20 protein-coding genes are annotated in these 21,814 nt (G+C 40.5%); 1 reads left to right on the forward strand and 19 read right to left on the reverse strand.

The window, feature by feature from the left end; all coding sequences use genetic code 11:
* Positions 1–169: 169 nt before the first annotated feature.
* From ACM0OZ_RS20065 to ACM0OZ_RS20080, 4 genes are all read right to left on the reverse strand, one after another.
* The gene (locus ACM0OZ_RS20065; RefSeq protein WP_414584582.1) at positions 170–2,017 is read right to left on the reverse strand and encodes a glycosyltransferase; all 1,848 of its coding nucleotides are present in this window, start codon (positions 2,015–2,017) and stop codon (positions 170–172) included.
* A gap of 162 nt (positions 2,018–2,179) precedes the next feature.
* Positions 2,180–3,307: a UDP-galactopyranose mutase gene (glf, locus tag ACM0OZ_RS20070; protein WP_414584583.1), complete on the reverse strand. Its 1,128-nt coding sequence runs from the start codon at positions 3,305–3,307 to the stop codon at positions 2,180–2,182.
* A 40-nt stretch (positions 3,308–3,347) separates the two neighbouring features.
* Entirely contained in the window at positions 3,348–4,283 is a 936-nt protein-coding gene (locus tag ACM0OZ_RS20075; protein WP_414584584.1) for a glycosyltransferase family 2 protein, read from the reverse strand.
* 50 nt (positions 4,284–4,333) lie between these two features.
* On the reverse strand, positions 4,334–5,191 hold the full coding sequence (locus ACM0OZ_RS20080) for a glycosyltransferase family 2 protein (protein ID WP_414584585.1): 858 nt from the start codon (positions 5,189–5,191) through the stop codon (positions 4,334–4,336).
* A gap of 289 nt (positions 5,192–5,480) precedes the next feature.
* Here ACM0OZ_RS20080 and ACM0OZ_RS20085 point away from each other — a divergent pair, with 289 nt between their 5' ends.
* Entirely contained in the window at positions 5,481–5,648 is a 168-nt protein-coding gene (locus ACM0OZ_RS20085; RefSeq protein WP_414584626.1) for a type II toxin-antitoxin system HicB family antitoxin, read from the forward strand.
* 265 nt (positions 5,649–5,913) lie between these two features.
* Here ACM0OZ_RS20085 and ACM0OZ_RS20090 read toward each other — a convergent pair whose 3' ends face one another.
* From ACM0OZ_RS20090 to ACM0OZ_RS20160, 15 genes are all read right to left on the reverse strand, one after another.
* The gene (locus ACM0OZ_RS20090; RefSeq protein ID WP_414584586.1) at positions 5,914–6,036 is read right to left on the reverse strand and encodes a hypothetical protein; all 123 of its coding nucleotides are present in this window, start codon (positions 6,034–6,036) and stop codon (positions 5,914–5,916) included.
* A gap of 46 nt (positions 6,037–6,082) precedes the next feature.
* Positions 6,083–7,018, reverse strand: a complete 936-nt coding sequence (locus tag ACM0OZ_RS20095; protein WP_414584587.1) for a class I SAM-dependent methyltransferase — start codon at positions 7,016–7,018, stop codon at positions 6,083–6,085.
* A 106-nt stretch (positions 7,019–7,124) separates the two neighbouring features.
* Positions 7,125–8,342 carry a glycosyltransferase family 4 protein gene (locus ACM0OZ_RS20100; protein ID WP_414584588.1) on the reverse strand — a complete coding sequence of 406 codons (1,218 nt, stop codon included), beginning with the start codon at positions 8,340–8,342 and terminating at the stop codon, positions 7,125–7,127.
* Entirely contained in the window at positions 8,339–9,187 is an 849-nt protein-coding gene (locus ACM0OZ_RS20105) for a class I SAM-dependent methyltransferase (RefSeq protein ID WP_414584589.1), read from the reverse strand. The genes ACM0OZ_RS20100 and ACM0OZ_RS20105 overlap by 4 nt, the downstream gene beginning before the upstream one ends.
* 176 nt (positions 9,188–9,363) lie before the next feature.
* Positions 9,364–10,329 (reverse strand): glycosyltransferase family 2 protein, encoded by a 966-nt coding sequence (locus ACM0OZ_RS20110; protein ID WP_414584590.1) that lies wholly within the window; start codon positions 10,327–10,329, stop codon positions 9,364–9,366.
* A gap of 106 nt (positions 10,330–10,435) precedes the next feature.
* Positions 10,436–11,320 (reverse strand): hypothetical protein, encoded by an 885-nt coding sequence (locus ACM0OZ_RS20115; RefSeq protein ID WP_414584591.1) that lies wholly within the window; start codon positions 11,318–11,320, stop codon positions 10,436–10,438.
* A gap of 63 nt (positions 11,321–11,383) precedes the next feature.
* Complete coding sequence (locus tag ACM0OZ_RS20120) at positions 11,384–12,442, reverse strand: glycosyltransferase family 2 protein (protein WP_414584592.1); 1,059 nt, start codon at positions 12,440–12,442, stop codon at positions 11,384–11,386.
* Entirely contained in the window at positions 12,435–13,376 is a 942-nt protein-coding gene (locus ACM0OZ_RS20125) for an NAD-dependent epimerase/dehydratase family protein (protein ID WP_414584593.1), read from the reverse strand. The genes ACM0OZ_RS20120 and ACM0OZ_RS20125 overlap by 8 nt, the downstream gene beginning before the upstream one ends.
* Positions 13,377–13,402: 26 nt before the next feature.
* Positions 13,403–14,392 carry a glycosyltransferase family 2 protein gene (locus ACM0OZ_RS20130; protein ID WP_414584594.1) on the reverse strand — a complete coding sequence of 330 codons (990 nt, stop codon included), beginning with the start codon at positions 14,390–14,392 and terminating at the stop codon, positions 13,403–13,405.
* A gap of 139 nt (positions 14,393–14,531) precedes the next feature.
* The gene (locus tag ACM0OZ_RS20135) at positions 14,532–15,503 is read right to left on the reverse strand and encodes a glycosyltransferase family 2 protein (protein ID WP_414584595.1); all 972 of its coding nucleotides are present in this window, start codon (positions 15,501–15,503) and stop codon (positions 14,532–14,534) included.
* Positions 15,504–15,619: 116 nt separating this feature from the next.
* Positions 15,620–16,906 carry an ABC transporter ATP-binding protein gene (locus ACM0OZ_RS20140; RefSeq protein WP_414584596.1) on the reverse strand — a complete coding sequence of 429 codons (1,287 nt, stop codon included), beginning with the start codon at positions 16,904–16,906 and terminating at the stop codon, positions 15,620–15,622.
* A 15-nt stretch (positions 16,907–16,921) separates the two neighbouring features.
* Positions 16,922–17,761, reverse strand: coding sequence for an ABC transporter permease (locus tag ACM0OZ_RS20145; RefSeq protein WP_414584598.1), 840 nt, complete (start codon positions 17,759–17,761; stop codon positions 16,922–16,924).
* A gap of 507 nt (positions 17,762–18,268) precedes the next feature.
* Complete coding sequence (locus tag ACM0OZ_RS20150; RefSeq protein WP_414584599.1) at positions 18,269–19,459, reverse strand: glycosyltransferase family 4 protein; 1,191 nt, start codon at positions 19,457–19,459, stop codon at positions 18,269–18,271.
* Between the two features lie 309 nt (positions 19,460–19,768).
* Complete coding sequence (locus tag ACM0OZ_RS20155) at positions 19,769–20,884, reverse strand: glycosyltransferase family 4 protein (protein WP_414584600.1); 1,116 nt, start codon at positions 20,882–20,884, stop codon at positions 19,769–19,771.
* 135 nt (positions 20,885–21,019) lie between these two features.
* On the reverse strand, positions 21,020–21,757 hold the full coding sequence (locus ACM0OZ_RS20160) for a methyltransferase domain-containing protein (protein ID WP_414584601.1): 738 nt from the start codon (positions 21,755–21,757) through the stop codon (positions 21,020–21,022).
* Positions 21,758–21,814 lie beyond the last annotated feature (57 nt).

Raw genomic sequence — 21,814 nt, forward strand, 5'->3', positions numbered from 1 at the left:
CACGTCATGTGGAAAAATCCACGAAAAACCTAACCCCCTCTCCCCCCTATCCCCAGAGGGGACCCCGAGTCCCCCCTTCCCTACAAGGGTTGGGGGAAAAATCAAAGCCTCTCTCCTTGCAGGAGAGAGGTTTGGAGAGAGGTCTTCCAGATAAGAGTGAAAAGTAAGGTTAGTTTTGCTCATTGAGCTTGAGATAATCTCTCCAAAATTCAGTGGAAGAGAAATGGTTGAAAGCATTTTTCCACTCAGAACTAACAGAGGACCACCTAATAGCACTCTTGGTAATGATTTTCAACCATCTAATTAAAATCACTATACAAGTTGTTCGGCTCATCTCATGCAGATGGACACTGCTATTTCCTTCTCTAGCAATAACAACCTGTTTTTTTGCAAATTCCTTGTACCAATAGTCAGAGTATTCAGAACCAATCCAATAATATGCTTTATCATTACTTACCAAAAAGTCTGGAAGTAAATGACCATTGAGAGTCAGTAAACCAATAATTTTTTTGAGAATAGGTTGTTGAATACTTTCAGCACTTGAATCACCGTGAGGTTCATTATTAGCTAGAGGATGAGATTGTACACGTTGGGTCTTGTAGCTTTTACTAAGTCCTAATATCTTAGCATGAATTGCCTCTGGATCATGGCTTTTTATTAACTGTGGTCCTTTCAGGTAATCCTCAAAACCCCTCATAACCATTTCCGCAGAATTATAGTCAAACACCAATAGATTGTAGAGTAGATGTTGTGTTAGAAACTTAACTGTATTTATGTATCCTGACAAGCTATAAATAGAATTGGTTATTAGATGATTGCGAAATCTATAATAAGTATCCCAAATAGGATTCTTTGCATAGAAAGGTTCGTGCCAAACGGCTATTCCTGGAAAAGCAACTATTGAATGACTAAGACATCCTTTAATCCTTAAGCCAAACTCCATATCATCTATCTTTATAAAGAAAGGCATTGGTAAGCCTATTTTTTGAATAGTTTCTTGAGAAAAAGAAAAGAACCAAAAACCGCCGTAATCAGGGCTATCTTCCGATAGCAAAAGGTTAGTAGCACTGAGGTTTTCGAGATTGAGCTTTGGCTTTAAACACATAACTGCGAACGGATTATGTTGAGGATTGCCCTGCCTGTCAATAGATTTACCATACACTGCCCCTGCCTCAAACAATATATGCTTTTTATACAGATCCAACATACTGCCAGATATTGCAAAGTCTTGGGTAGCATACTCGTACAGTGGGAAAAGCCTGTAGATAGATTCACTCTCTAACTCGATGTCATCATCCATGAATAAAAAGTGTGTATGAATATCCTCTTGTAAAGCTTGGATTAAGCCTCGAGTGAAACCTCCGCTTCCACCAACATTTCTGTTAGGAATCAATTGAACCCTTTGGTCATCGAATTCATCTTGTTTTAGGGTTCTGCCATTATCAACAACAAAAACTTTAAACTTCTTGTCTGACAGGAAATCATCTTTCAAAATCTCGTTCACCGAATTTTTTACATAAGCTTCTTTTTTGAAAGTGCAGGTAATAATGCCTAAAGATACTTCCCTAATTTTGGCTTGTTCGGTTGCAATAAATCCCCCTGTGAATAAACCACGCTCGCTTACACAGTTTATTTCAAGATAAACTCTACCAGCATTCTCACCCCGCCAAGAATCTGGTAGCGCAATTTTCACAGGCTCCAAAAGTTGACAGTTCTCAAAGCTTTGTGTGTGAATGAGTTCTCTGTTTTCTCTGTCATACTGTTCTCTATAAATAGAGACTTGAAAATCCCCCTCAAGTTTTAACAAGTAATATAGAGAGGAAAGCTCTGTATATTTAGCGTAGAATTTTTCGTAGAATGAATTAAAGTAAGTGTTTAAGGACAAAACACTATTTCTAGTTAACGAAACCTCTGCGTGTTCTGTATGCAAATTTAGGGAAGCACCCTCATTACATTTCATGTACAAGCTAGAAGTTTCAGGTGTACGAGGAAATCGAATTCTGCTGACTACGTTCATCTGGCTCCTGCTCGCTCTTTACACAATTCGTATTTTTTGGTAGACACAGCATCTAGATTTAATGTCGTTGTGTATCAGTAATTTGCTGCTGTTCACTAATGACAAATCTCGGCTCTTTGACAACAAAGAAGGCAGCAGCCTTCTTCTGATGTTATTTTTTACTCATGCACAGTTCGCTATTTCTTTCTCAAATACCCCAAGCGCCCGAACCACTGCTTGATCCATGTCATAGTACTTGTAATCTGCAAGTCGCCCTGCAAACAGTACTGAACCGTTGAGTTTCTCTACTTCTTTGAGGTAAAGGTCAAGACGTTCGCGGTTCTCTTCGTTGAGGATGGGGTAATAGGGGTCATTTTTCCCTGGGACATAAGCTTGAGGATATTCCATCACCAAAGTAGTTTTGGGTGAGGTTTGTCCTGAGAGGTATTTCTGTTCAGTGATGCGGGTGATGTCGTAGTCGTTGGGGTAGTTGACTGTACCTACCTCTTGATACGATTCTTGGTCTAACGTCTCGAATTGAAAGCGTAAGCTACGATATGGCAACTCGCCATACATATAATCGAAGAAAGTATCAATCGGACCAGTGCAAAGTATCCGGTTAAACTTAACCTCGTTAATAATCTCACGGTAATCTGTGTTCAGCAGAACTTTAATGTTGGGGTGAGCCAGCATTTTGCGGAACATCTCGGTGTAGCCAAGCTTGGGCATAGCTTGGTAGGGGTCTTGAAAATAACGGTTATCCCGACTGATGTAGACTGGAACACGTCCTGTGACTCCCCGATCTAGTTCTTCTGGTTTCACTCCCCACTGCTTCATTGTGTAGCGGAGGAAGACATTTTCATAAATGTAATCAGCTAGGAAGGTTAGGTCGCCACTAGCACTCTCACGCAGTTTCAGAATGGGTACTTTGACGCCAAAACCGAAGTTTTCTAGAAGTAAGTTCTCCAGCTTCTCTGCATATTTTGGAGGAAAAAGGGCATAGAGCGAATTTAGATTAAAAGGGATAGGGACTTTCTTGCCTTCTACCACTCCCAGCACATGGTGATAGTAATGTCTCCACTCAGTAAATTGGGAGAGATAATCCCAAACTTTTTTGGATTTGGTGTGGAAAATATGAGGACCGTATTTATGAACTAAAATGCCATGCTCGTTGTAGTAATCGTAGGCATTACCGCCGATGTGGTCACGTTTTTCTACAATCAGTACTCTCTGCCCAAGCTCATTAGCAACTCGTTCAGCTATTACGCAGGCAGAATATCCAGCACCTATGATTAGCCAGTCAAATTTCATAGAGTTTCTCCTCTAAAATTTTAGTCGCATTTTTACTTAGTTAAACTCTTATAGTAAAGTGACGAGAAAAATGGTATTTCAGAATCCCTGGAAGACGCACCCACAAGGCTAAAAAGAAACTAGGGTTTTGCACAGCCTCAGCCAACGCACCTAATAAAGCTCCTTTTTTAATAAATTTTCTAACACGACAGAAAGCTCTAGTTCGCTTCATCTTTAACAAGCGTCTTGATAGAGAATGCACCAGCTTTGGATTATTCTTGACTAATTCTTGTTGTAGAAGATATGAATTCGTCTTATAGGCTTGCTCAAAAAAATCTTGGTATTCAGTTGTAAGAGAATCCATGCGATTGCGATAGAAATAAAACTGTTCAGGTACGATAACAAAGTTTGCCCCATTCAATAGGCACATTAGAAAGAGGAGCAAATCTTCTTCATACCTCAAGGCTTCATTAAACTCAAGACCGTGCTGGAGCAGAAAGCTACGTTTAATTAGAGGTTTTGTTATACTTAAATTGAAATCAAGAAAATATACTGAATCAATTTGTATGGGCTGATTAAAGCAAATTTTTTCTAGAGAAAGTGTTGTGTTCCAGGGAGAGTCGCTGCCATCTTTAATCCAATACATATCATCAGCAATAAGGTCTGCGTTCTCCTCATAAGCTATATGCAAAAGTCTCTCTATCCTTTCTGGTGCGAACCAGTCATCCGAGTCCAGCAAAGCAATCCATTCGCCCCTTGCCTCTTTCAAGGCACGATTACGTGTATAGCTTGGTCCACCGTTACGCTCGTTAACAAAAAGCTTGAGGCGCTCATCAGTAAAACCCCTAACAACCTCTACCGTGCTGTCAGTAGAAGCGTCATCTACTACAATCACTTCAATATTCCGCTCAGTCTGCTCTAATGCAGATGTAATGGCTTGTGCGATGTATTTTTCAGTGTTGTAAGTGGGAATTATAATAGATACCTTAGGGTTCATAGAGCTTCTCTTGCTAGGTTTCACTTTTTTTAGTCAACTGTATTTTTTGTCTAAAAATTTAACATAATAGCAAATTTTTTCAACTTATTTTTGAGTGTTAGAGGTAATTCTTGTGGTTTATTTGCAAAATATTTAATTCTAACTAAAATCCAATCTTTTATGTACAAAAAATCACGTTTTATACCTAACTGTAATTGCTGAAATAGAGGAAGATCTCGTCTATAAATTTTCAGGATTTTCTCTATACGTTGAATAGTTTGACCATTTGTATTGCTATGATAAGTCTTCGTACCCTTAATTACTCGAAAGTTACCCCAAAGTTCGTCTACGTACTTAACTGTTGCTACTTGCACAGCCTTTAATATAAAATGTAAATCCATTGCATCATGGTCATCGACTGGGTAGTTACCTATGATTTGATGTAATGAAGTATGGTAGAAATATGCAGATGGATTAGCTGGAAAAGGATTTATCTTCCATCCTAATAGCAAATCTGTAAATTTTAGCCTAGCTGGTTTGTTAACTTCAAAAATCTCTCCATCATCATTCCATAAATTACAATTTCCAACGAGCAAGCTTGGCTCTGGTAGTGTTTTAAAAATTTCTGCTACTCGATTCAACACATTTGGCTCATAGTAGTCATCAACATTCAAAATAGCTAATATCTCTCCCCTAGCCATCGCAATTCCTTTATTCATCGCATCCGACTGACCCTTATCCTTTTCAGAAATCCATCGGATATGAGGATACTTTTCTGCATACTGTTTAATAATTTCTACTGTTTGGTCTGTTGAGCCACCATCTACAACGATGTGTTCGATATCTGGGCAGTTTTGGTCAATCACAACTTTGATGCAAGACTCGATAAATCTTTCGCCGTTGTAAACTGGGGTAATAACACTAATCATGATTGGCTTGTTTCAGATTGCAGGGATGTTCTTTGCTGGCGAGAAAGTAACCGATTAATTTCCGTGTTCCTACTAGGCTTTTCTATAACTTCAAGAAGAATCAGGATGAATCGGAAGAGATGGCTATTTAATTTATGTAAAGCTTTTGTAAAGTCAGGTGGTACAACTCAGTGTAACGACCAACGTGTAACTCCAAGAGGGTATTCCTCAAAGGCATAGGGTAAACGCGTTTTTGACGCTTGCGATCGCGTTATAACATAGAGTTGAAATGTCTTGTGCAACATTGGGCATGAAGTTTAAGGCAATTGTTCACCAAGCTGAAGAAGGCGGATACTGGGCGGAGGTTCCTGCTCTACCTGGTTGTATTACTGAGGGCGATACTTGGGAAGAATTGATGGCTAATCTCAAGGATGCGATTGAAGGATGGCTAGAGGTTGCGAATGAAAGTCATTGTTAACTGAAGAAGATTTGTAACAGATAGCGATATTGTTCGCGCTAACGTTCCCAAGGGCAAGCATCAAGGTGTTCATCTAGGGCGTGTTTCTGTCCGAGAAAGCGGTGCTTTTGATGTGACTACTCCATTAGGAAAATTGCAGTCTATTCGTCACAAGCATTGTCAGCCAATCCATCGCAAAGATGGTTACTCGTACAGTTTTCAGCCAATGTCCACTATTGTCCAGTAAAACGTTGTTTAGAGGCGTCGCGATCGCCCCACCTTTTCATCAACACGAGTCAGCCAGCGTTCGCCCCTGTTTCTCTAAAACCTGACGGTAGAACTCGATGTATCGCTGCGCTTGAAGTTCTAGGGTGTACTCTGCAAGGGCGATAGCGAAGCGCTGCAGCATAGCGGCAGATCGCCCGACAATTTTGATTCATGCGATCGCATAGGTGTTACGCAGCTTTCTTCATCCACAGACTACCGCCAGTATTGCGTAAACATAAAGGCATTTTACGCTCAAGTTCATTTTGATAAAACTGACCCATGAATGAGTTAAAGTATAAAATCTGAAAGACAGAATTGTATTGAAGAAAAGCTCTTAAAAAGTAATCTTCATTCCACGCTCTTCCTTCTTTAACCCACTCTTTTGGATACTCGAAAGAATAAAAAACATCGTGGAAGTGTACAATCACTCCAGGTTTAAGCCGTGGCAGTATCTCAAAGATGATATGTGCAACGTCACTGCCAATTTTAACTACGTGTGAGGAATCCACAAATAAGATGTCACCTGCATCTAGCGTTTGAAACAACTCAAGTTCAACCTCTTGAACTGGTTTCTCAATCACTTTATGCTGACGCTGATCCTTTTCGTTGAATAAACTGTAAAGTCGTTCAGGGTAAGGTTCAATAAACGTGAAATTTGTAGCACTACCCAGAAAGGCATCATTTGTGTCCAGCATAACTGCAGAGGAGAAGCCAGAGCCAACCTCAATAACTTTTCTGGGCTTGAGATGACGCAGCATAGCATACAGAATGATTGCGTCAGCGTAGCAGAAGAATATATTTTGGTAGTAATATCGGCTAGACGTATTTGGTTGCTCCGGAAAAGGTAATTCCTCATAGTAAAGAGCAAGCTGATCAAGCATTTTGAGTTGCTCTTCCTCTCTTAAGTCTACGCCTGGAAATTCTTTCAAGTCCTGTCTAAAAAGCAGATTTTCTTTGCTTAATACATCGCTAAGACTAGGAATAGGTGAATAGAAATGACCAGGCGGAAAAAAGCGTAGAAACGGAGAAGCATATAACTTATCAACGTCATAACCCTGTTTAAAGAAACTAGACAACTTACGAAGCCCAGGAATACTACCGACTAATGCTTTCACTTTGCTCATGATGTCTGCTTATAGTTAATACAAGGGTTTACAAATGAGTGCTATATACTTTGAGTAATCGTCTATAAACTTTGTAATTTTTAAAATTATTTACAAGTTATTGCTTCTAATTTTGCAAATGCTGATACAACTCAATGTATCGTTTAGCTTGTAATTCTAAGGAGTATTCCTTCAGGGCGATCGCCCGACAATTTTGCCTCATTTGATCACGTAGTTTTTCATCCTCCAACAACTGTACAATTCCATTAGAGAAATCCTGAGCATCTTCTGGTGTAGCCAAGTAGCCAGTAACACCTGGACGGACGAGATCAGGGACACCACCAATTTTGAAAGAAACCATCGGAGTGCCACAAGCCATGCTCTCTTGCAGCACCAATGGGAGATTATCGGCACGAGTAGGAAAAACAAATAGGTCAGCAGCAGAATAGGCGATGGATTTTAGGCGATCGCTAGTAACATAAGCAAGATTTAGGGTCGCCATGCCTACTGCTTCAGAAATTGCCTCTCCACCACGACCTATAGTTAAAAGTACAGTTTCAGCTTTCAGGGACGGAGGTAAGTTTTGCAACGCCTTCAGCAGCAAATCGCCACCCTTTCGGGAATCTTTTAAACTTTCAGCCCCAAACATGAGAACTTTTTTGCCAGTTGAAATACCCAACACAGAGCGGCATTGTTCAAGCTCAAGAGGCTTGTAGGCTTCTGTATCAATCCCATAAGGAATATGATGAACGGGGAAGCGGTTGAGCATACTCTGCTCCGCTTGCTTGGTTAGCCAATTGCTGGGAGTCACAATCGTGAGGTTGGAGCGGCTGTAAACCCAGTTTTTCAGCTTCCACTCTAGGCGAGTATTGTCTGCGGTAACGGCAGGGTAGGTATCTGGGTATGGGCATTTGCCACAACCAGTTTTCCAGCGATCGCAGTCATAGCTATAAGCACAATGTCCCGTAAAGCTCCACATATCGTGAAGCGTAAAAACTGCTGGCTTGTTTTCCGTTAATGCTGGAATTGCCAGGTAGTTGAAATAACCAGTATGCAAATTGTGAAAGTTAAGAATATCTGCATTTTTGTAGAAACTGTGCTTAGGAATATCAAAGCTACTGATAATGTTGAGATAGTTAAAGCCAAGACGGGAAGTAACACGCAGGAGTTGTTTCTCGATGCGGTATTTACTTGGCACAACCTCTACGCGATCGCTGCTAGTTTCAACTCTACCCACTAGCAACCGTGAGTCAATGCCTTGAGCCAGCAAGCCTTGATGCAGTCTATAGCCTGCAATTGCAGCTCCACCGGAAATATCAGATTGGTTGATATGTAGGACATTCATGGCGCTGGCTTAATAGCTTCTACAAAGATAGAGTCGGGTTTATAAACTGTGCCATCAGGTTCTGTGTCTAGATTGAAGTTAACCCAGCCTGGAATGTAGCTTTCAGTTGCAGTTCGTTGAATGATGTTTTGAAAGCCGCATTTCTCTAAAAGAACAGTCAGGGAATAACGGTCATACATCCACTGGTGAACCTCACCCCCTTGACGAAATCGTCCAGTTTGTAAAGCATTGTACTCTTGAGCAAGTAGAATCTTGAGTAGTGACTCTCGACGATACTCTGGACAGCGCACAAAGCGATAAATCTGCTTTAACAAGTGTTTTGGTTGACCATCTGGCGGTTGCTGAGATTTTTGCCTGTATTGATGTCCTGCTTCTATCAAACTTTTGGCTTCAGCACCACAGCGCTTGAGAACAAATTCTTTGTTGGGGATGTGTTCTCTAAAAAGATATGCTGCCATGTCTCCTCCAGAGTAATTTCTCACCGTTTGATCGTACATCTCCAGTAAGATCCATTCGTGGTTGGCAGCCCATTCTTGAGAACCTATGCTAGCTTGCTCAAGTGCCAGTAAATAAGTTCGAGCAATTTGCTCTAAATCAGGAACCGCTACTCGCAAAACACCTTGCGGATGCAAGACACGCCAGCATTCTTTCAGAAATAACTCTGCGGCAGTTTTAGAAAAATGTTCAAGCAAGTGCGAGTGGTAGACAACATTAAACGAAGCATCAGGAAAGAGAATGCCTTGAGTGAGGTTATGAGCAATCACCCCTTCGCCTGTTGAGGTGAAATCAACGTTTGTCCATTCAGGATGAAACCGACGACCGCAGCCGAGGTTTAGATAGTTCATTTTTCAAAAACAAGAATGCAAAATTGTATGTTTATACTTATTAATGCGAGTTCGATGAAAAGAGTCTGGTAACCAAATAATCTAAGGATATAGCTTATAGGGCAGCACGATACAATTAGCCTTTCAAAGCTGCGTCGAACTCACGTCTTATTAGTCAACAAATACACTCTCTAAGGTTAATTACTCCAAACCAAACTTTGTTTCATTTTTTGTTTGAATTTACCTACATATCTACTTATAGATTGACGCAATTTTGCAGGTAAGGTATCTGCATCTCTCATAGCTTGACCACCAAAAACATGGTTAAAAGTATAGGCGTCAGCCTCTTGATGTCTAACGACAAATGGAGGATGGGTTACTGCCGTAATATCTATTGTTGCCAATCTTGATATTGGACTATCACCTACTGTATGAGCAGCATCTTCTCGGTTAAAACCAAGATTTGAAACAAGGTTCTTATTGGGTGTTATTACCGAACCATTCTGAGACCAGCAGGCATAAGTCCATTGATAGTCCCACGTATCTATAACTTGAGGATCAGCATACATTTGATCAAGTATGTCTGTCCAATACTTTTGTTCGTATGGATCTTCACAGATATACTTAAGCAACCCTGCTCTCTTAAACTCAGGCCAAGTCTTCATATAGTAGTCATAATGCTGCCAAGCTCTTCGCCAAGAAGCCCAACCCCAGGCATGCATATATTTTGAGAAGTAATAACTGTACTCGTTTCGGTTCTGCTTCTGAAAGTTATTGCCGGTAATATGCATGATTCGTTCATCATCGCGATAACGCTCAAGCATGGTCTGACAAAAATTAAAGAAAGACGGATTTGGTAGCGTATCATCCTCTAAGAAGATTGCTTCTTCCACTTGGGAGAAAACCCAGTCAAATCCACTCGCTTCACGTCGTCCACATCCCAGGTTTGTATCTGAAAAGTCAGTCAATAGCTCGCAATCCCAATCTACCTTCTGAATGACTGACCTAGCTTTCTCGCACTTTTCAGCTTCTTCAGGAGAGCGTGGTCCATCTGCAATCACGAACAGTTTTTTAGGTTTAGCTTGGGCAATAGCCGCAAATACCTGTTCTGTCAGGTCGGGGCGGTTAAAGATAAGGAAACCTACAGGAGTTGATAATGACATAAGTTCTCCATTTAAAAAAAATTATACGAAGGAGTAAATCACCCTTTTTTACAAGAAATTTTATAAAATTTCACAATGATACTTGTTCTATTAGTAAAATACTTTCTTAGAAGATTTTTTCAAGTTTTACTATCAATCTATACACCTTACCTCGTAGCTTACGAAAGTAATCAGCTATAATAGCCTTTCTTGCAGTACAGTAATACCTCATAAATTTCTTTGCTCCTCCCTGAAAGTGGAGAATTTTGAATTTAATTTCTTTGTTACAGTCACTATATCTACAGAAAGGTTTACCATTACGCAAGTTTATATTTTTTATGCCATTACACATCTCAAACCCATGTGAATCATTAATATTGTGATCATATATTGAGTCATTTAAAATGATTGATGTATTACCAATCTTACTGCGACCTCTATTCTGATATTCTCGGAATGCAGTCATATCACAGGCTCCACCATGCCCAGCACATCGGTCAAATTGCAATTTCATTATATTAAGTAGAGAATCATTGAGATATATCTCTTTTAAAAAATCACAAAAATCATTGAGTGCGTTGATGTTATTTATAAAAGAGCAGTGTGGACTTGGTGAGTCAGCTTGGGGAGGATAAGATAAAGTAAAATCAAATCGAGAAAATCTTTTTTCTTCTAATGTCATATCAGCATACAACATAACATCTGAATCCATATAAAAACATTTTTCTATTTTATTTATAAGCATAAAATTTTTTAAGACCAACCATCTTTGAAAACAAAAAATTTCATATTCATATGGATTTGTATTAAGGTGTTGATAATATTCTGAGAATTCCTGAGCTTCTTGAAAATAATCTAGAATATTGTAATGCTTTACAAAAGCATAGTGGCTATTACTAGGATCTCCTATTAAATGAATATTGGATTGAGGATTTACCTTTTTGGCTTGAGAGAGACTATATAATAAATAGTCACTGTCAGTTCTGTGAATAAGCACAATAGGTACAGACATATTTAGATAACGATTTTTAAGAAATAAAATAAACTAGTACTTGAAACTCAATAATTTCTACTCTCATATTTTAGTAATTTTTTGAGTTTTTAAGTGAATTTTTGTGAAGGTTAGAATGAGCTTCTTAATATGGCATATTCCAGCTTTTAAAAGTATGCGCCCTATTCTCTTCGTGACTCTTAAAGTATGACTAAAATTGAAGACTTCTCGAATCTGAATCATTGCAGATGCTGTATCCCTAACATCCAGCATCTCGTTAGCTAAATCAAGTAAGCTTAATGCAGACTTCTCTCGAGTCTGTTTCAAAAGTTGGATAGCAATTGCTTGAGGAATGTATGTAGGTAGATAAGATTGAATTATTTCATGAGCCCTACAAATATCTTGAGCATACTTACCAGAACGTACAGAATTCTTACTTAGAGAACCCATGCGCATCACGCGATATGCTGCCAGTGGCTCAACTTCATAACCTATAGGGTAGTTTGCAGCGATGCGTACCCACATCTCCCAGTCTTCACAACAGCAGACAAAGCGACGGTCAAATCCCCCTAGTTTTTCATAAACATCGCGACGCACCACTATTGATGGTGTTTGGATAAGATGGTGAACAACAATTCGCTCCAAATAATTACTCAAAATGCCACTTTTAGGCTCTTCTAGCTGGGAAATACCTTGCCAGTGACTGTGTTCATCCATGAAAATGTGGCGACAAAAGGCAGCACCTATTTCTGAGTGCTGATCAAATAACTGTTGCATCTTGCGATAAAAACTTTCTCGTACACAATCATCGCCATGCAGTAGATGAATCAATTTGCCACGAGAACGCTGCAAGCAAGTTTCAAAGTTTCTGATATAACCTACATTCTCTGGTTGCTGATAAAAACTAACACGACCACGTCCTAGTTCCTCAACAACTGCTGCGGGATCGTCCTTGGTAGAATGATCATCAACCACCTCAATCTGCATGACCTCTGGTCCTGGATCTTGAGCTAACACACTCGCCAGTGTCTCGCGCAGATAGTTAGCGCAATTGTAAGTGGGAATCATGACTGACCAGAGAGGTCGTTGTGTGCCCTCTGGCACTGGTGGAATACTAGCACGGTAGAGGTGTTGTTCATTCATATAATTTTTTTTGTAAGAATTCAACTAAAAAGTGAATGCCAGATGCAACTGACCATTGAGGCTGGAAATTCAACAGCGACAATACTTTCGATATGTCAGCCAGGGAATGTTGAATGTCTCCAGGTCGGGCAGTCGTAAAGTGAATTTCTGAGTTCCATTGACTAAAACAGGTTTTCAGGATATTTACAAGCTCAAGCAGCGAAGTTCCTTTACCTGTACCAACATTACAGGTAAGGCAAGAACCGACAGGAAGCGGAGTCGTTAAGGCTTTTGTAAAAGCAACTGCAACATCCTTAACGTAAATAAAATCTCTTGTCTGCATACCATCTCCGTAAATTGTAATGGGCAGACCTTTTTGCATAGCGCTAGTAAAGATAGAAATAACGCCAGAGTAGGGTGAGTTGGGAACTTGACGAGGTCCGAATACATTGAACAACCTTAGTGCAATGAAAGACAAGCCTATCTTTTCAGCGAATAAATTTGCATATTGCTCGCTCACTAATTTCTGTAATCCATAAGGAGAAATAGGGACAGTCTGTTGCTCTTCTGAAATGGGTAACTGTGTTTTATTTCCATATACGGCAGCAGAGCTAGCAAAGACGAGTCTGGGGATGCTTAAAGCCTTGCACAGTAAAAGCACAGCAATCATTGCAGAAAGATTGTTGTGATGAGCCTCTAATGGTTGTAACCAGGACTCAGTCACAGATGGAGTAGCTGCTAAATGAGCAATTCCATCAATTGCCTCAGTGAAATCTTCTGCCTGACAATCTAATATGTTTTTCAGCAATAATCGAAGACGAGGATGTTTAGGCAAGTTTTCTAACTTACGAGTAGTTAGGTTGTCAACTACAGTCACAGTGTGACCTTCTATTAAAAGCTGCTCTGTTACATGAGAGCCAATAAAACCAGCGCCTCCGGTGACAATAAAATGCATGATTTAAAATTTTAAGTACGGTTGGTTTAGCGTGGTGATATCATGTTCTGGTATTGAAACCGTAGCCAGCGACGGAAGAAGATGGGTAGTGTCCATCGCCCTATTCGCTTCACTAGCATTTTCCCCAGGCTCACGGGATTCCAAAGAGCTCTTAAAAGACGATACAACTTTGGATGAAGAATTACCCATCGCTCCTGTTTGAGTGCTTGCCAGACCTTTACATCCTTGATCTCTTGTTCGGACAAATACTTCTCTAGCCAGTTTAGATAAGTTAAACGTGCAATAGATGGCGTATCTCGTCTTGCTGTTTTCGCAGCCTGCCAGTAGCTACTTGGATGCATCCGATACCGATCCCAACATTCGCTGGATATGAACACAGGTGCCTTGAGAAAGACCTTGGAGTGAAAGACCATATCCTCATTCGCATTTCGGAATTCCTCTTCAAATCCCCCTAAATCCTCAAGTACATGTCGTCTTATTAAGACACTACACATACAAGGATAAATTTCTCCATCTTGTAAATAGAGAATGAGCTGAGTTGGCGGATTGACTAGCGTATCGAATTGGACACTTGTCTTTGTCATACAATCGCGCTGGATGTCTTGAGAATTTCCTGTCCAGCTGAACCAAAATTGAGTACGGCCATAGAGCATGGCAGCTTCAGGCTGTGAATTCAGAATTGGCACCTGCTGTTCTAATTTATGGGGAAACCAAACGTCGTCAGCGTCTAAGAAGGCAATGTACTCACCTTTAGCATTGCGGATGCCTAAGTTACGCGCAGCACTCATGCCGCGATTCTGGTGGCCTTCGTGGTCAAGATAGCGCACTTTCTGAGGATATTGTTCTGCATAGCGCAGGGCAATTGTAGTGCTGCTATCAGTTGAGCCATCATCTACTAGTAACAGTTCCCAGTGATCATAGGTCTGGGCAAACACGCTCTCGATAGCCTCTTCAAAGAACTTCTCACTAGCATTTAAGAAGATAATGATGACAGATACTAATGGCTTATGACTCATTTGTTCGTCTTACCAAAACAATCGTATGGAATACACAACAACAACTCAACCATCGAACCAGTTGCCTGGCGGACTCTTCGTGACCCATTGAATGCCCTACAGCACTCTGCTGAACCCACGTATGTTCATAGCATCACCTTTAAGCGCGTAGCTTACTAAGCAGAGCGGCAGGTATTGCCTGGCGTGCGCTCAAGTTTATTAGCCCTTTTATACGCCGCTTCAGACGCTGAGCATATTTTGACAAGCAGTATAAGATTGGATGACGATAGGGCCACAGCGCTGTTTTAAAGGCCTGCCAAACCTCGGTATTCTTGACTCCTTGTTCAGACAAATATTTCTCTACCCAGTTCAAGAATGTCAGATGAGCAGGATTCGGTTTTAGTGGATGGAACTGTTCCAGCCTTTCCGCAGTATAACAAGCTCCTTTTGAATGCTGCCGATACCTGTCCCAACTACCACTTTCTACAAACACAGGTACTTTAAGACAGACTTTGTAAAAGAAGGCTTGATCCTCAAACATTCCCCGGAAGGACTCTTCAAATCCGCCCACATCCTTGATTACGTCACGTCGGATGAGGACACCACAGGTACCTGGTGTTTGAGCTTTGCCTTCTAAAAAGAGAGTGAGCAGCGTTGGTGGTTTCACCAAAGTATCCGGCTGGACACCCAAACCTCGTGGCCAATCAAGTTGAACTACTTCAGGATTACCAGTCCAGCTGAACCACATAAGAGTTGAACCATAGACCATTTTGGCTTCAGGCTGTGCTTCTAAGATTGCCACTTGCTTCTCCAGTTTTTGTGGCAACCAAATATCATCTGCATCCAGTAAGGCAATATATTCACCTCTAGCGTTGCGGATACCCAAGTTGCGTGCAGCGCTCATGCCACGATTCTGATGACCTTCATGCTCCAAATAGCGCACTTTTTCCGGGTATTGTTGGGCATACCGCAAGGCAATTTGAGTACTATTGTCGGTTGATCCATCATCTACCAGCAGCAGTTCCCAGTTATCATAGGTCTGGCTAAATACACTTTCGATAGCTTCTTCAAAGAACTTTTCAACAGCGTTCAAGAAGATAATAATCGCAGAGACCAGTGGCTTGTTACTCATCTCAAAACCTCGATATCTATGATTCAATAATAATTAGTGAAACAATTCTGCAGTAAAATTTTTGCTCATTTATTGTGATTTTATTGCTATAATTTACCTTAATTGAATTAACTATGTCACACTCGCAAAAACTCAACATCACATATTACAAAACCATCAGCTTCCGGTTTAATACCAAGACTTTCAGCTTGAAGATTTATGACCTGAATTTCAAATGCTGATTCAGCAAAATCAAATACAGTGCCTATTAAAGGGTCAGATACCCACCATCCAACTATATAAATTCCTGAATTTAAATATAGTTTTTTAATCCTTATTTTGACTATATTTTTTCCTTTCTCAAGCGTTATAATTTCACCAAGCGAAAGAGAATCAGCATTAACTAACTTGGTGCCAAATTTATCATATATTGTCACAGCAATGCTCCCTATAGCTCTAACTGAGTCTGACTCAATAGCTAATAAAAATTCGAGCGCTCCATTTGAATAGGGTTGAAACGCAACGGCTTCGTTAACGCTACTGTATTGAACCGCTACTAAGTGAGCCTCTCGCGATACTATCCGTCGGTTAACTTGTGATACATCAATCCATTCATTCGGCGAAGCTTGTATGGTGGAATTATTAGACATATAACGCATAACAATGCTATGCGTGTCACCTTGAGCGGTTACTCGACCACGTTCAAGCATTACACATTGGGAGCATAACCGTTGGATCGCATCCATATTATGACTAACAAATAGAACAGTTCGACCCTGATCCTTAGATACCTCCTGCATCTTCCCAAGGCATTTTTTTTGGAACTGTGCATCTCCCACTGCCAAGACTTCATCTACAATCAAAATCTCTGGCTCTAAATGAGCAGCTACAGCAAAAGCCAACCGCACATACATCCCGGAGGAATAGCGTTTAACTGGTGTATCTAAAAACTTTTCAACCTCAGCAAAATCAACAATTTCATCAAACTTACTTTTAATCTCCTCCCTGCTCATTCCCAGAATTGCACCATTGAGAAAAATATTCTCTCTACCTGTCAATTCTGGGTGAAAACCGGTTCCCACTTCCAACAAACTGGCAACTCGCCCCTTAATCCGGATAGATCCGCTTGTTGGTTCCGTAATTCTGCTGAGAACTTTTAGTAGGGTTGACTTACCTGCACCATTACGCCCAAGAAAGCCAACTCTCTCGCCCTGCTTAATTTCAAACGAAACATCCTTCAGTGCCCAAAACTCCCCCTTGCTGCCTTTTGCTTCCTTCTTGGCACGGGGATTTAGCGCATTACCAAGGGACTTCGCCGCATTGGTCATTGCCCCACGAAATGTCTTATAACTACTTCCCTCTTCCTGATGTCCAAGGACGTATTTCTTAGCTAAATTCTCAACCCGGATTACAGTATCTGACATCTACCTAACTCCTACTTAAATCACGTCTGCAAAAGTGCGTTCCATTCTGCGGAAGTACCAAATACCGCTCAACAGCAGCAGAACTACAAGCGCCAGAGACAGTGCAAACCCAGGTAAATATATCTGCGACTCGCCGCCCAAAATCGCCCAGCGGAAACCGTCGATGACTCCTACCATTGGGTTGAGCGAATACAGCAGCCGCAACTGTTCAGAAAACCGTTCAGCAATAATCTTGCTACTAAAACCTACCGGAGAAACGTATAAACCAAACTGGACTAGAAACCCTACGATATAGCGGAAATCCCGATACTCCACAGTCAAAGCCGCTAGCCACAATCCCACACCTATCGACGCGGCAAAGGCAATCAGAATAAACAGTGGCAGAGTCAAAATGCGCCAATCGGGTACAAAGTTATAGTAAGCCATCAACCCTAGCAAAATCATGCCAGATATCAAGAAGTCTACGAAGCTGACAATTACTGCACTCGTCGGCACAATCAGACGCGGAAAGTAGACTTTAGAAAGCAAGTTGGCGTTGTTAACTAAGCTATTGCTGCATTCTGTAAGAGCACCAGAGAAAAACTGCCAAGGCAACAAAGCGGCAAAAACCATAATGGGGTAAGGCGCATTCCCCTCTGGGGGTAGCTTCGCCAAAGTTCCAAACACAACGGTGAACACTACCATCGTTAAGAAGGGGCGAATCAATGCCCATGCCATGCCAATCGCCGTCTGCTTGTAGCGCACCAAAATATCGCGCCATGCAAGAAAGTAGAATAACTCCCTGTATTTCCACAGGTCTTTCCAATACTGCTTCTCAGCCCGCCCTGCCTCGATTGTGATTTCTTTTGTGCTCATCTACTTACCTGTATGTTGCATCAATTAGACATTGCGTGATTGTTTGCAGCCAAAGTATCTGAAGTCTCAGAAAAAACACTGTTGTTGTTATTTTCTTCTAGTTGTACTGATATCAGGAAATATTTGTATCTTAATAGACTTCTTCATCTAAGCTTTAAAAAAGGCAAAACCCCACCAAGAGCCGTCAGGCAGGGTGGGGTAGTTTATTAAATCGTCTCATACATATAGCAAGCACCTCATGCTCACCTTGATATAGCAGACCTGTATATTCGTGCTGGATAATCTCTGAGGTTCAGACTATCAGAACGGCTACCAAGCCATCCACAGCTATCGGCAGCTACTGACTAGAAATGGAAGCCAAATCCAAAGTTTCTTGAAGCTTGTTTAAGTCAATGTCGTAGCGTTCGTCGCCCCTGTTTCTCTAAAACCTGACGATACAACTCGATATATCGCTGTGCCTGAAGTTCTAGGCTATACTCTCAAAGAGTGATAGCCAACATTTTTGACTCATGCGATCGCATTTTGTGTTTTTACAACTGATAACAGAATCTTATAAATTTTCTCAGAGTAAGTTTCTATACTGTACTCCTTACAAGCAACATGCCATGCGTTCTTTGCAAGCTGCCTTGCCCACTCAGGGTTTTCAATAAATCGTCTCATACATGCGGCAAGCGCCTGATGCTCACCTTGATATAGCAGACCTGTATATTCGTGCTGGATAATCTCTGAGGTTCCGGCATTGTCATAACCAATGACAGGGCGACAAGCAGACATTGCTTCTACAGTCACTCTACCCATACCCTCATTTTTTGAACACATGAGAACAGCATCTGAAGCTAAATAGGCTTTATATGGATCATCTAAATGACCCCAAAATTCAACCTTATCTAAAATACCCAATTCGTATGCTAGCTGTTTGAGGTGAGCAGTTTCACCATCTCCTACAATCAAAAGACGTATTTTTGGAAAATTTTTGACTAATAAAGCTAAGGCTCTGATTGCTATCTCTTGTCCTTTGGTAGGATGAATTAAACCAACTAACGCGAAGGTATATGGTCTATTGTTATTTATTGAAGAATTTGCAAGTTCATATAAGCGTTCAAATTCTGCAATTGAAGCAATACCATTGTAGACAAGATGAATATTATCAGGTGAAATTCCCTTCTGAAAATAGGACCGAATAGCCTTGGAAATAGCGATTTGTGCATCAGCTTGACTGACAAAATAGTTAAAAACTCGCTTTCCCCAATCATGATGAAAGTTATAATCTAGGTCAATAAACTCCCGGAGATGCCAAATATGTGGAAGATTGAGCCTTCTAGCAACTAACGCACCGGCAGGGGTCACAGAGGCATTTGTATAAACAGCATCAACATCCCAAGTTCTCAATTGATTTGCTAAGGACGGGAGAACTTTCAAGTTCTTATATAGCCGCTTAGCAGCCTCACGACGGGCTAAAGCAGTCTGATATAGTTTTTTTACAGAATGGTTTTCAAATTTAGGATCAGCTACCCACCACTGAATAGGAGTTATAGCGAATTCCACATTGCGGCTTCTCAACGCATCAATAATTTTCCCCTCTGATGGAGCAACAACATATGGAACTACATCATATGATTTCAATCCATCTATAAGATTTAGAAGGGAGCGATTTGCACCATACAAACTCGTATAGTGAGTTATAAAAGCTACTTTCAAGATAAATTCCTCAAAAAATTTGATACTTTTTCAGGAGATCATCAATTCTCCGCTTTATGCAGTATTTTGGGTGATATGTAAGCTACTCCTTGAGTGTGCTTCAAGATTTTATCTTGTGTAGATTTCCTCTGGCTTTTGCAAATCATGATGGAATAAATAACTTCATTCTGTTACGTCGGCTTAATCAACTTGCTTTACCCGGCTGTTGGACTTATTTGTATTTCCACAGGTTTTTCCAAGACTGGCTCTCAGTTCGACCAACCTGAATCATGAGTTCTTTACTGTTTATTTACTTACCTGTATGTTGCATCAATGTGTAGTCAGTCCCATCACTTGGAGGAGACTATTTCTTTCTCTCTCCCATGTGAATAACTCTTTAGCTCTTTGCCAACTAGCAAAGCCCATTTTTGAGCGCAAATCTGCATCTTGTCCAAGTAACACAATTTTCTGCGCCATATTAAAGCAATCGCCTTCGCTTACTAAAAAGCCTGTTTTTTGATCCGAAACAGCTTCAGGAATACCAGCATGCTTAGTGGAAACTACGGGGAGGGCACACGCCATAGACTCTAAAATTGATACAGGTAAACCTTCTTCATCTCCACTGTCTGGGTCAATGATACTATGTTGTAGAAAAATATCTGCCTTTCTCATGTACTGCTGAACAACCTCACTTGGTAGACCTCCATGCAGCGTGACTTTGTCAACAAGATCCAATCCTTGGATAAATTGCCGCACCGCAGGTAACATCTCTCCCGTACCAATGTAATCTAGTCGCAGATTAGGGCATTCTTGAACTGCTCGGCGGAAAGCTTCTAGTAGAAGGATAGGAGCTTTCTTAGGTACCATACGACCTACCGCTAGACAGCGAATTATTTCGTTCTCCGACCTCTTGAAAGGCTCATCTGGTACATCTACCCCACATGGAATAACATGTACTTTGTCAGGTTCTAGACCAAGCTCTAAGAGCCTTGCCCGACTAGCCTGACTCACAGTAATGACGCCGGCAGCTTGTTTGTAGTGCAAGTATTCTCTCTGCCAATACGGATCGCGTAACAATTCTGAAACATCCTTACCGTGAGCGTGAGCAAAAAAAGGAATACGTAGCTGCTGAGACAATTTGAAGAAACTGCAAGAATAATGTAGGAACTCGCCTAAGATAACTTGAACTTTATGTTTCTTGAGGAAGCTTTGAACAGCAAACTGTGTTGCAGATGTACGTATTACATCCTTCAATCCTCTATTATGCTGTAAGGGTTCGCGAACTTGGAGGATAGGACAATCAACGCTCCAATGACCGCCAAAAGGTTCAGAAACATAACTCGTCACTACTACTGTTTTACTTGGTAGTATGTCCTCCATATGGCGTCGGATGAAGGTTTCTGAGCGAGCACCAATTTGACGTGCTATTACTGCAAATGGATACATGTTACTATTCTCCTTTTTTCTCTAATTAGTTAGTTTACACTTGCCATAGCAAGTTTTTCTTTTTACAACATAGTAATTTTTCTCCTAGTAAACACTAGTTCCTTAAACCTATAACATTTTTAATTACTCAAATATTTATAAAGACAATTTTTGGGCAATCAAATAATACCCTAAAGGAAAGTTGTTAGATGTTTTAGATAAAATTCTTTGACCTATAGGAGAATTAATTAAAGCTGAACTGAAATTTGAGTGAATTTTACAAGCAAGTGTGGAAAACTGTATCAATTGCTTGGCAATAATATCCAAAACAACTTCTAAAGCACCTCCATATGGCTCTAATTCAATTACAGCCAAATCATTTGTTTTACAAAACATTCTCAGCGCAAACTCTGTATATCTAAAGTAGTCATGAGGTTGCTCGTGTAGCCAATAGAAAAAAGGTACAGTGAGGATGATTTTACCATTAGGCTTTAAAAGCCTCGTCATCTCATTCATCAATAATTCTGGTTTAGCGATATGTTCTAGCACATCAGTCAAAAGAATAGTATCAAACTTCTCGCTCTCAAAAGGTATTGTACTATTCAAGTCAAACTCATAATCAAGATAAGGGTTTTTGTGTAAAGTATTACCCCAATCAACACAAATATTATCTACAACTTGGTCTTTGTATATTCCATACAAAGGAACATTGCCACATCCCAGATCAAGCAGTAATCCTCTAGCATGCTGTCCAATGATTTTTTCATATATTTTCCCTTGAATATTTACAATTATTTGAGAACTAATAATGACATTTTTTGCGTCGTTAGAAGCCTTGTAACCTTGAGCGGTCTTAATGAATTTTGTTTCTGTCCACAAGTTTTTATTTTGCATAATCTTTCAATCTTGACCTACCTAATAAAAGTTACTGATATATAAGAAATCAAGCCC

The organism is Scytonema sp. PCC 10023, from assembly GCF_963920835.1.
Lineage (GTDB): Bacteria > Cyanobacteriota > Cyanobacteriia > Cyanobacteriales > Nostocaceae > Kalymmatonema.

Bases quoted from the DNA above. Each gene is read 5' to 3' on its own strand.
- ACM0OZ_RS20065 (WP_414584582.1), bottom strand. From the start codon at position 2,017: ATGAACGTAGTCAGCAGAATTCGATTTCCTCGTACACCTGAAACTTCT.
- glf (WP_414584583.1), bottom strand. From the start codon at position 3,307: ATGAAATTTGACTGGCTAATCATAGGTGCTGGATATTCTGCCTGCGTA.
- ACM0OZ_RS20075 (WP_414584584.1), bottom strand. From the start codon at position 4,283: ATGAACCCTAAGGTATCTATTATAATTCCCACTTACAACACTGAAAAA.
- ACM0OZ_RS20080 (WP_414584585.1), bottom strand. From the start codon at position 5,191: ATGATTAGTGTTATTACCCCAGTTTACAACGGCGAAAGATTTATCGAG.
- ACM0OZ_RS20085 (WP_414584626.1), top strand. From the start codon at position 5,481: ATGAAGTTTAAGGCAATTGTTCACCAAGCTGAAGAAGGCGGATACTGG.
- ACM0OZ_RS20090 (WP_414584586.1), bottom strand. From the start codon at position 6,036: ATGCTGCAGCGCTTCGCTATCGCCCTTGCAGAGTACACCCTAGAACTT.
- ACM0OZ_RS20095 (WP_414584587.1), bottom strand. From the start codon at position 7,018: ATGAGCAAAGTGAAAGCATTAGTCGGTAGTATTCCTGGGCTTCGTAAG.
- ACM0OZ_RS20100 (WP_414584588.1), bottom strand. From the start codon at position 8,342: ATGAATGTCCTACATATCAACCAATCTGATATTTCCGGTGGAGCTGCA.
- ACM0OZ_RS20105 (WP_414584589.1), bottom strand. From the start codon at position 9,187: ATGAACTATCTAAACCTCGGCTGCGGTCGTCGGTTTCATCCTGAATGG.
- ACM0OZ_RS20110 (WP_414584590.1), bottom strand. From the start codon at position 10,329: ATGTCATTATCAACTCCTGTAGGTTTCCTTATCTTTAACCGCCCCGAC.
- ACM0OZ_RS20115 (WP_414584591.1), bottom strand. From the start codon at position 11,320: ATGTCTGTACCTATTGTGCTTATTCACAGAACTGACAGTGACTATTTA.
- ACM0OZ_RS20120 (WP_414584592.1), bottom strand. From the start codon at position 12,442: ATGAATGAACAACACCTCTACCGTGCTAGTATTCCACCAGTGCCAGAG.
- ACM0OZ_RS20125 (WP_414584593.1), bottom strand. From the start codon at position 13,376: ATGCATTTTATTGTCACCGGAGGCGCTGGTTTTATTGGCTCTCATGTA.
- ACM0OZ_RS20130 (WP_414584594.1), bottom strand. From the start codon at position 14,392: ATGAGTCATAAGCCATTAGTATCTGTCATCATTATCTTCTTAAATGCT.
- ACM0OZ_RS20135 (WP_414584595.1), bottom strand. From the start codon at position 15,503: ATGAGTAACAAGCCACTGGTCTCTGCGATTATTATCTTCTTGAACGCT.
- ACM0OZ_RS20140 (WP_414584596.1), bottom strand. From the start codon at position 16,906: ATGTCAGATACTGTAATCCGGGTTGAGAATTTAGCTAAGAAATACGTC.
- ACM0OZ_RS20145 (WP_414584598.1), bottom strand. From the start codon at position 17,761: ATGAGCACAAAAGAAATCACAATCGAGGCAGGGCGGGCTGAGAAGCAG.
- ACM0OZ_RS20155 (WP_414584600.1), bottom strand. From the start codon at position 20,884: ATGTATCCATTTGCAGTAATAGCACGTCAAATTGGTGCTCGCTCAGAA.
- ACM0OZ_RS20160 (WP_414584601.1), bottom strand. From the start codon at position 21,757: ATGCAAAATAAAAACTTGTGGACAGAAACAAAATTCATTAAGACCGCT.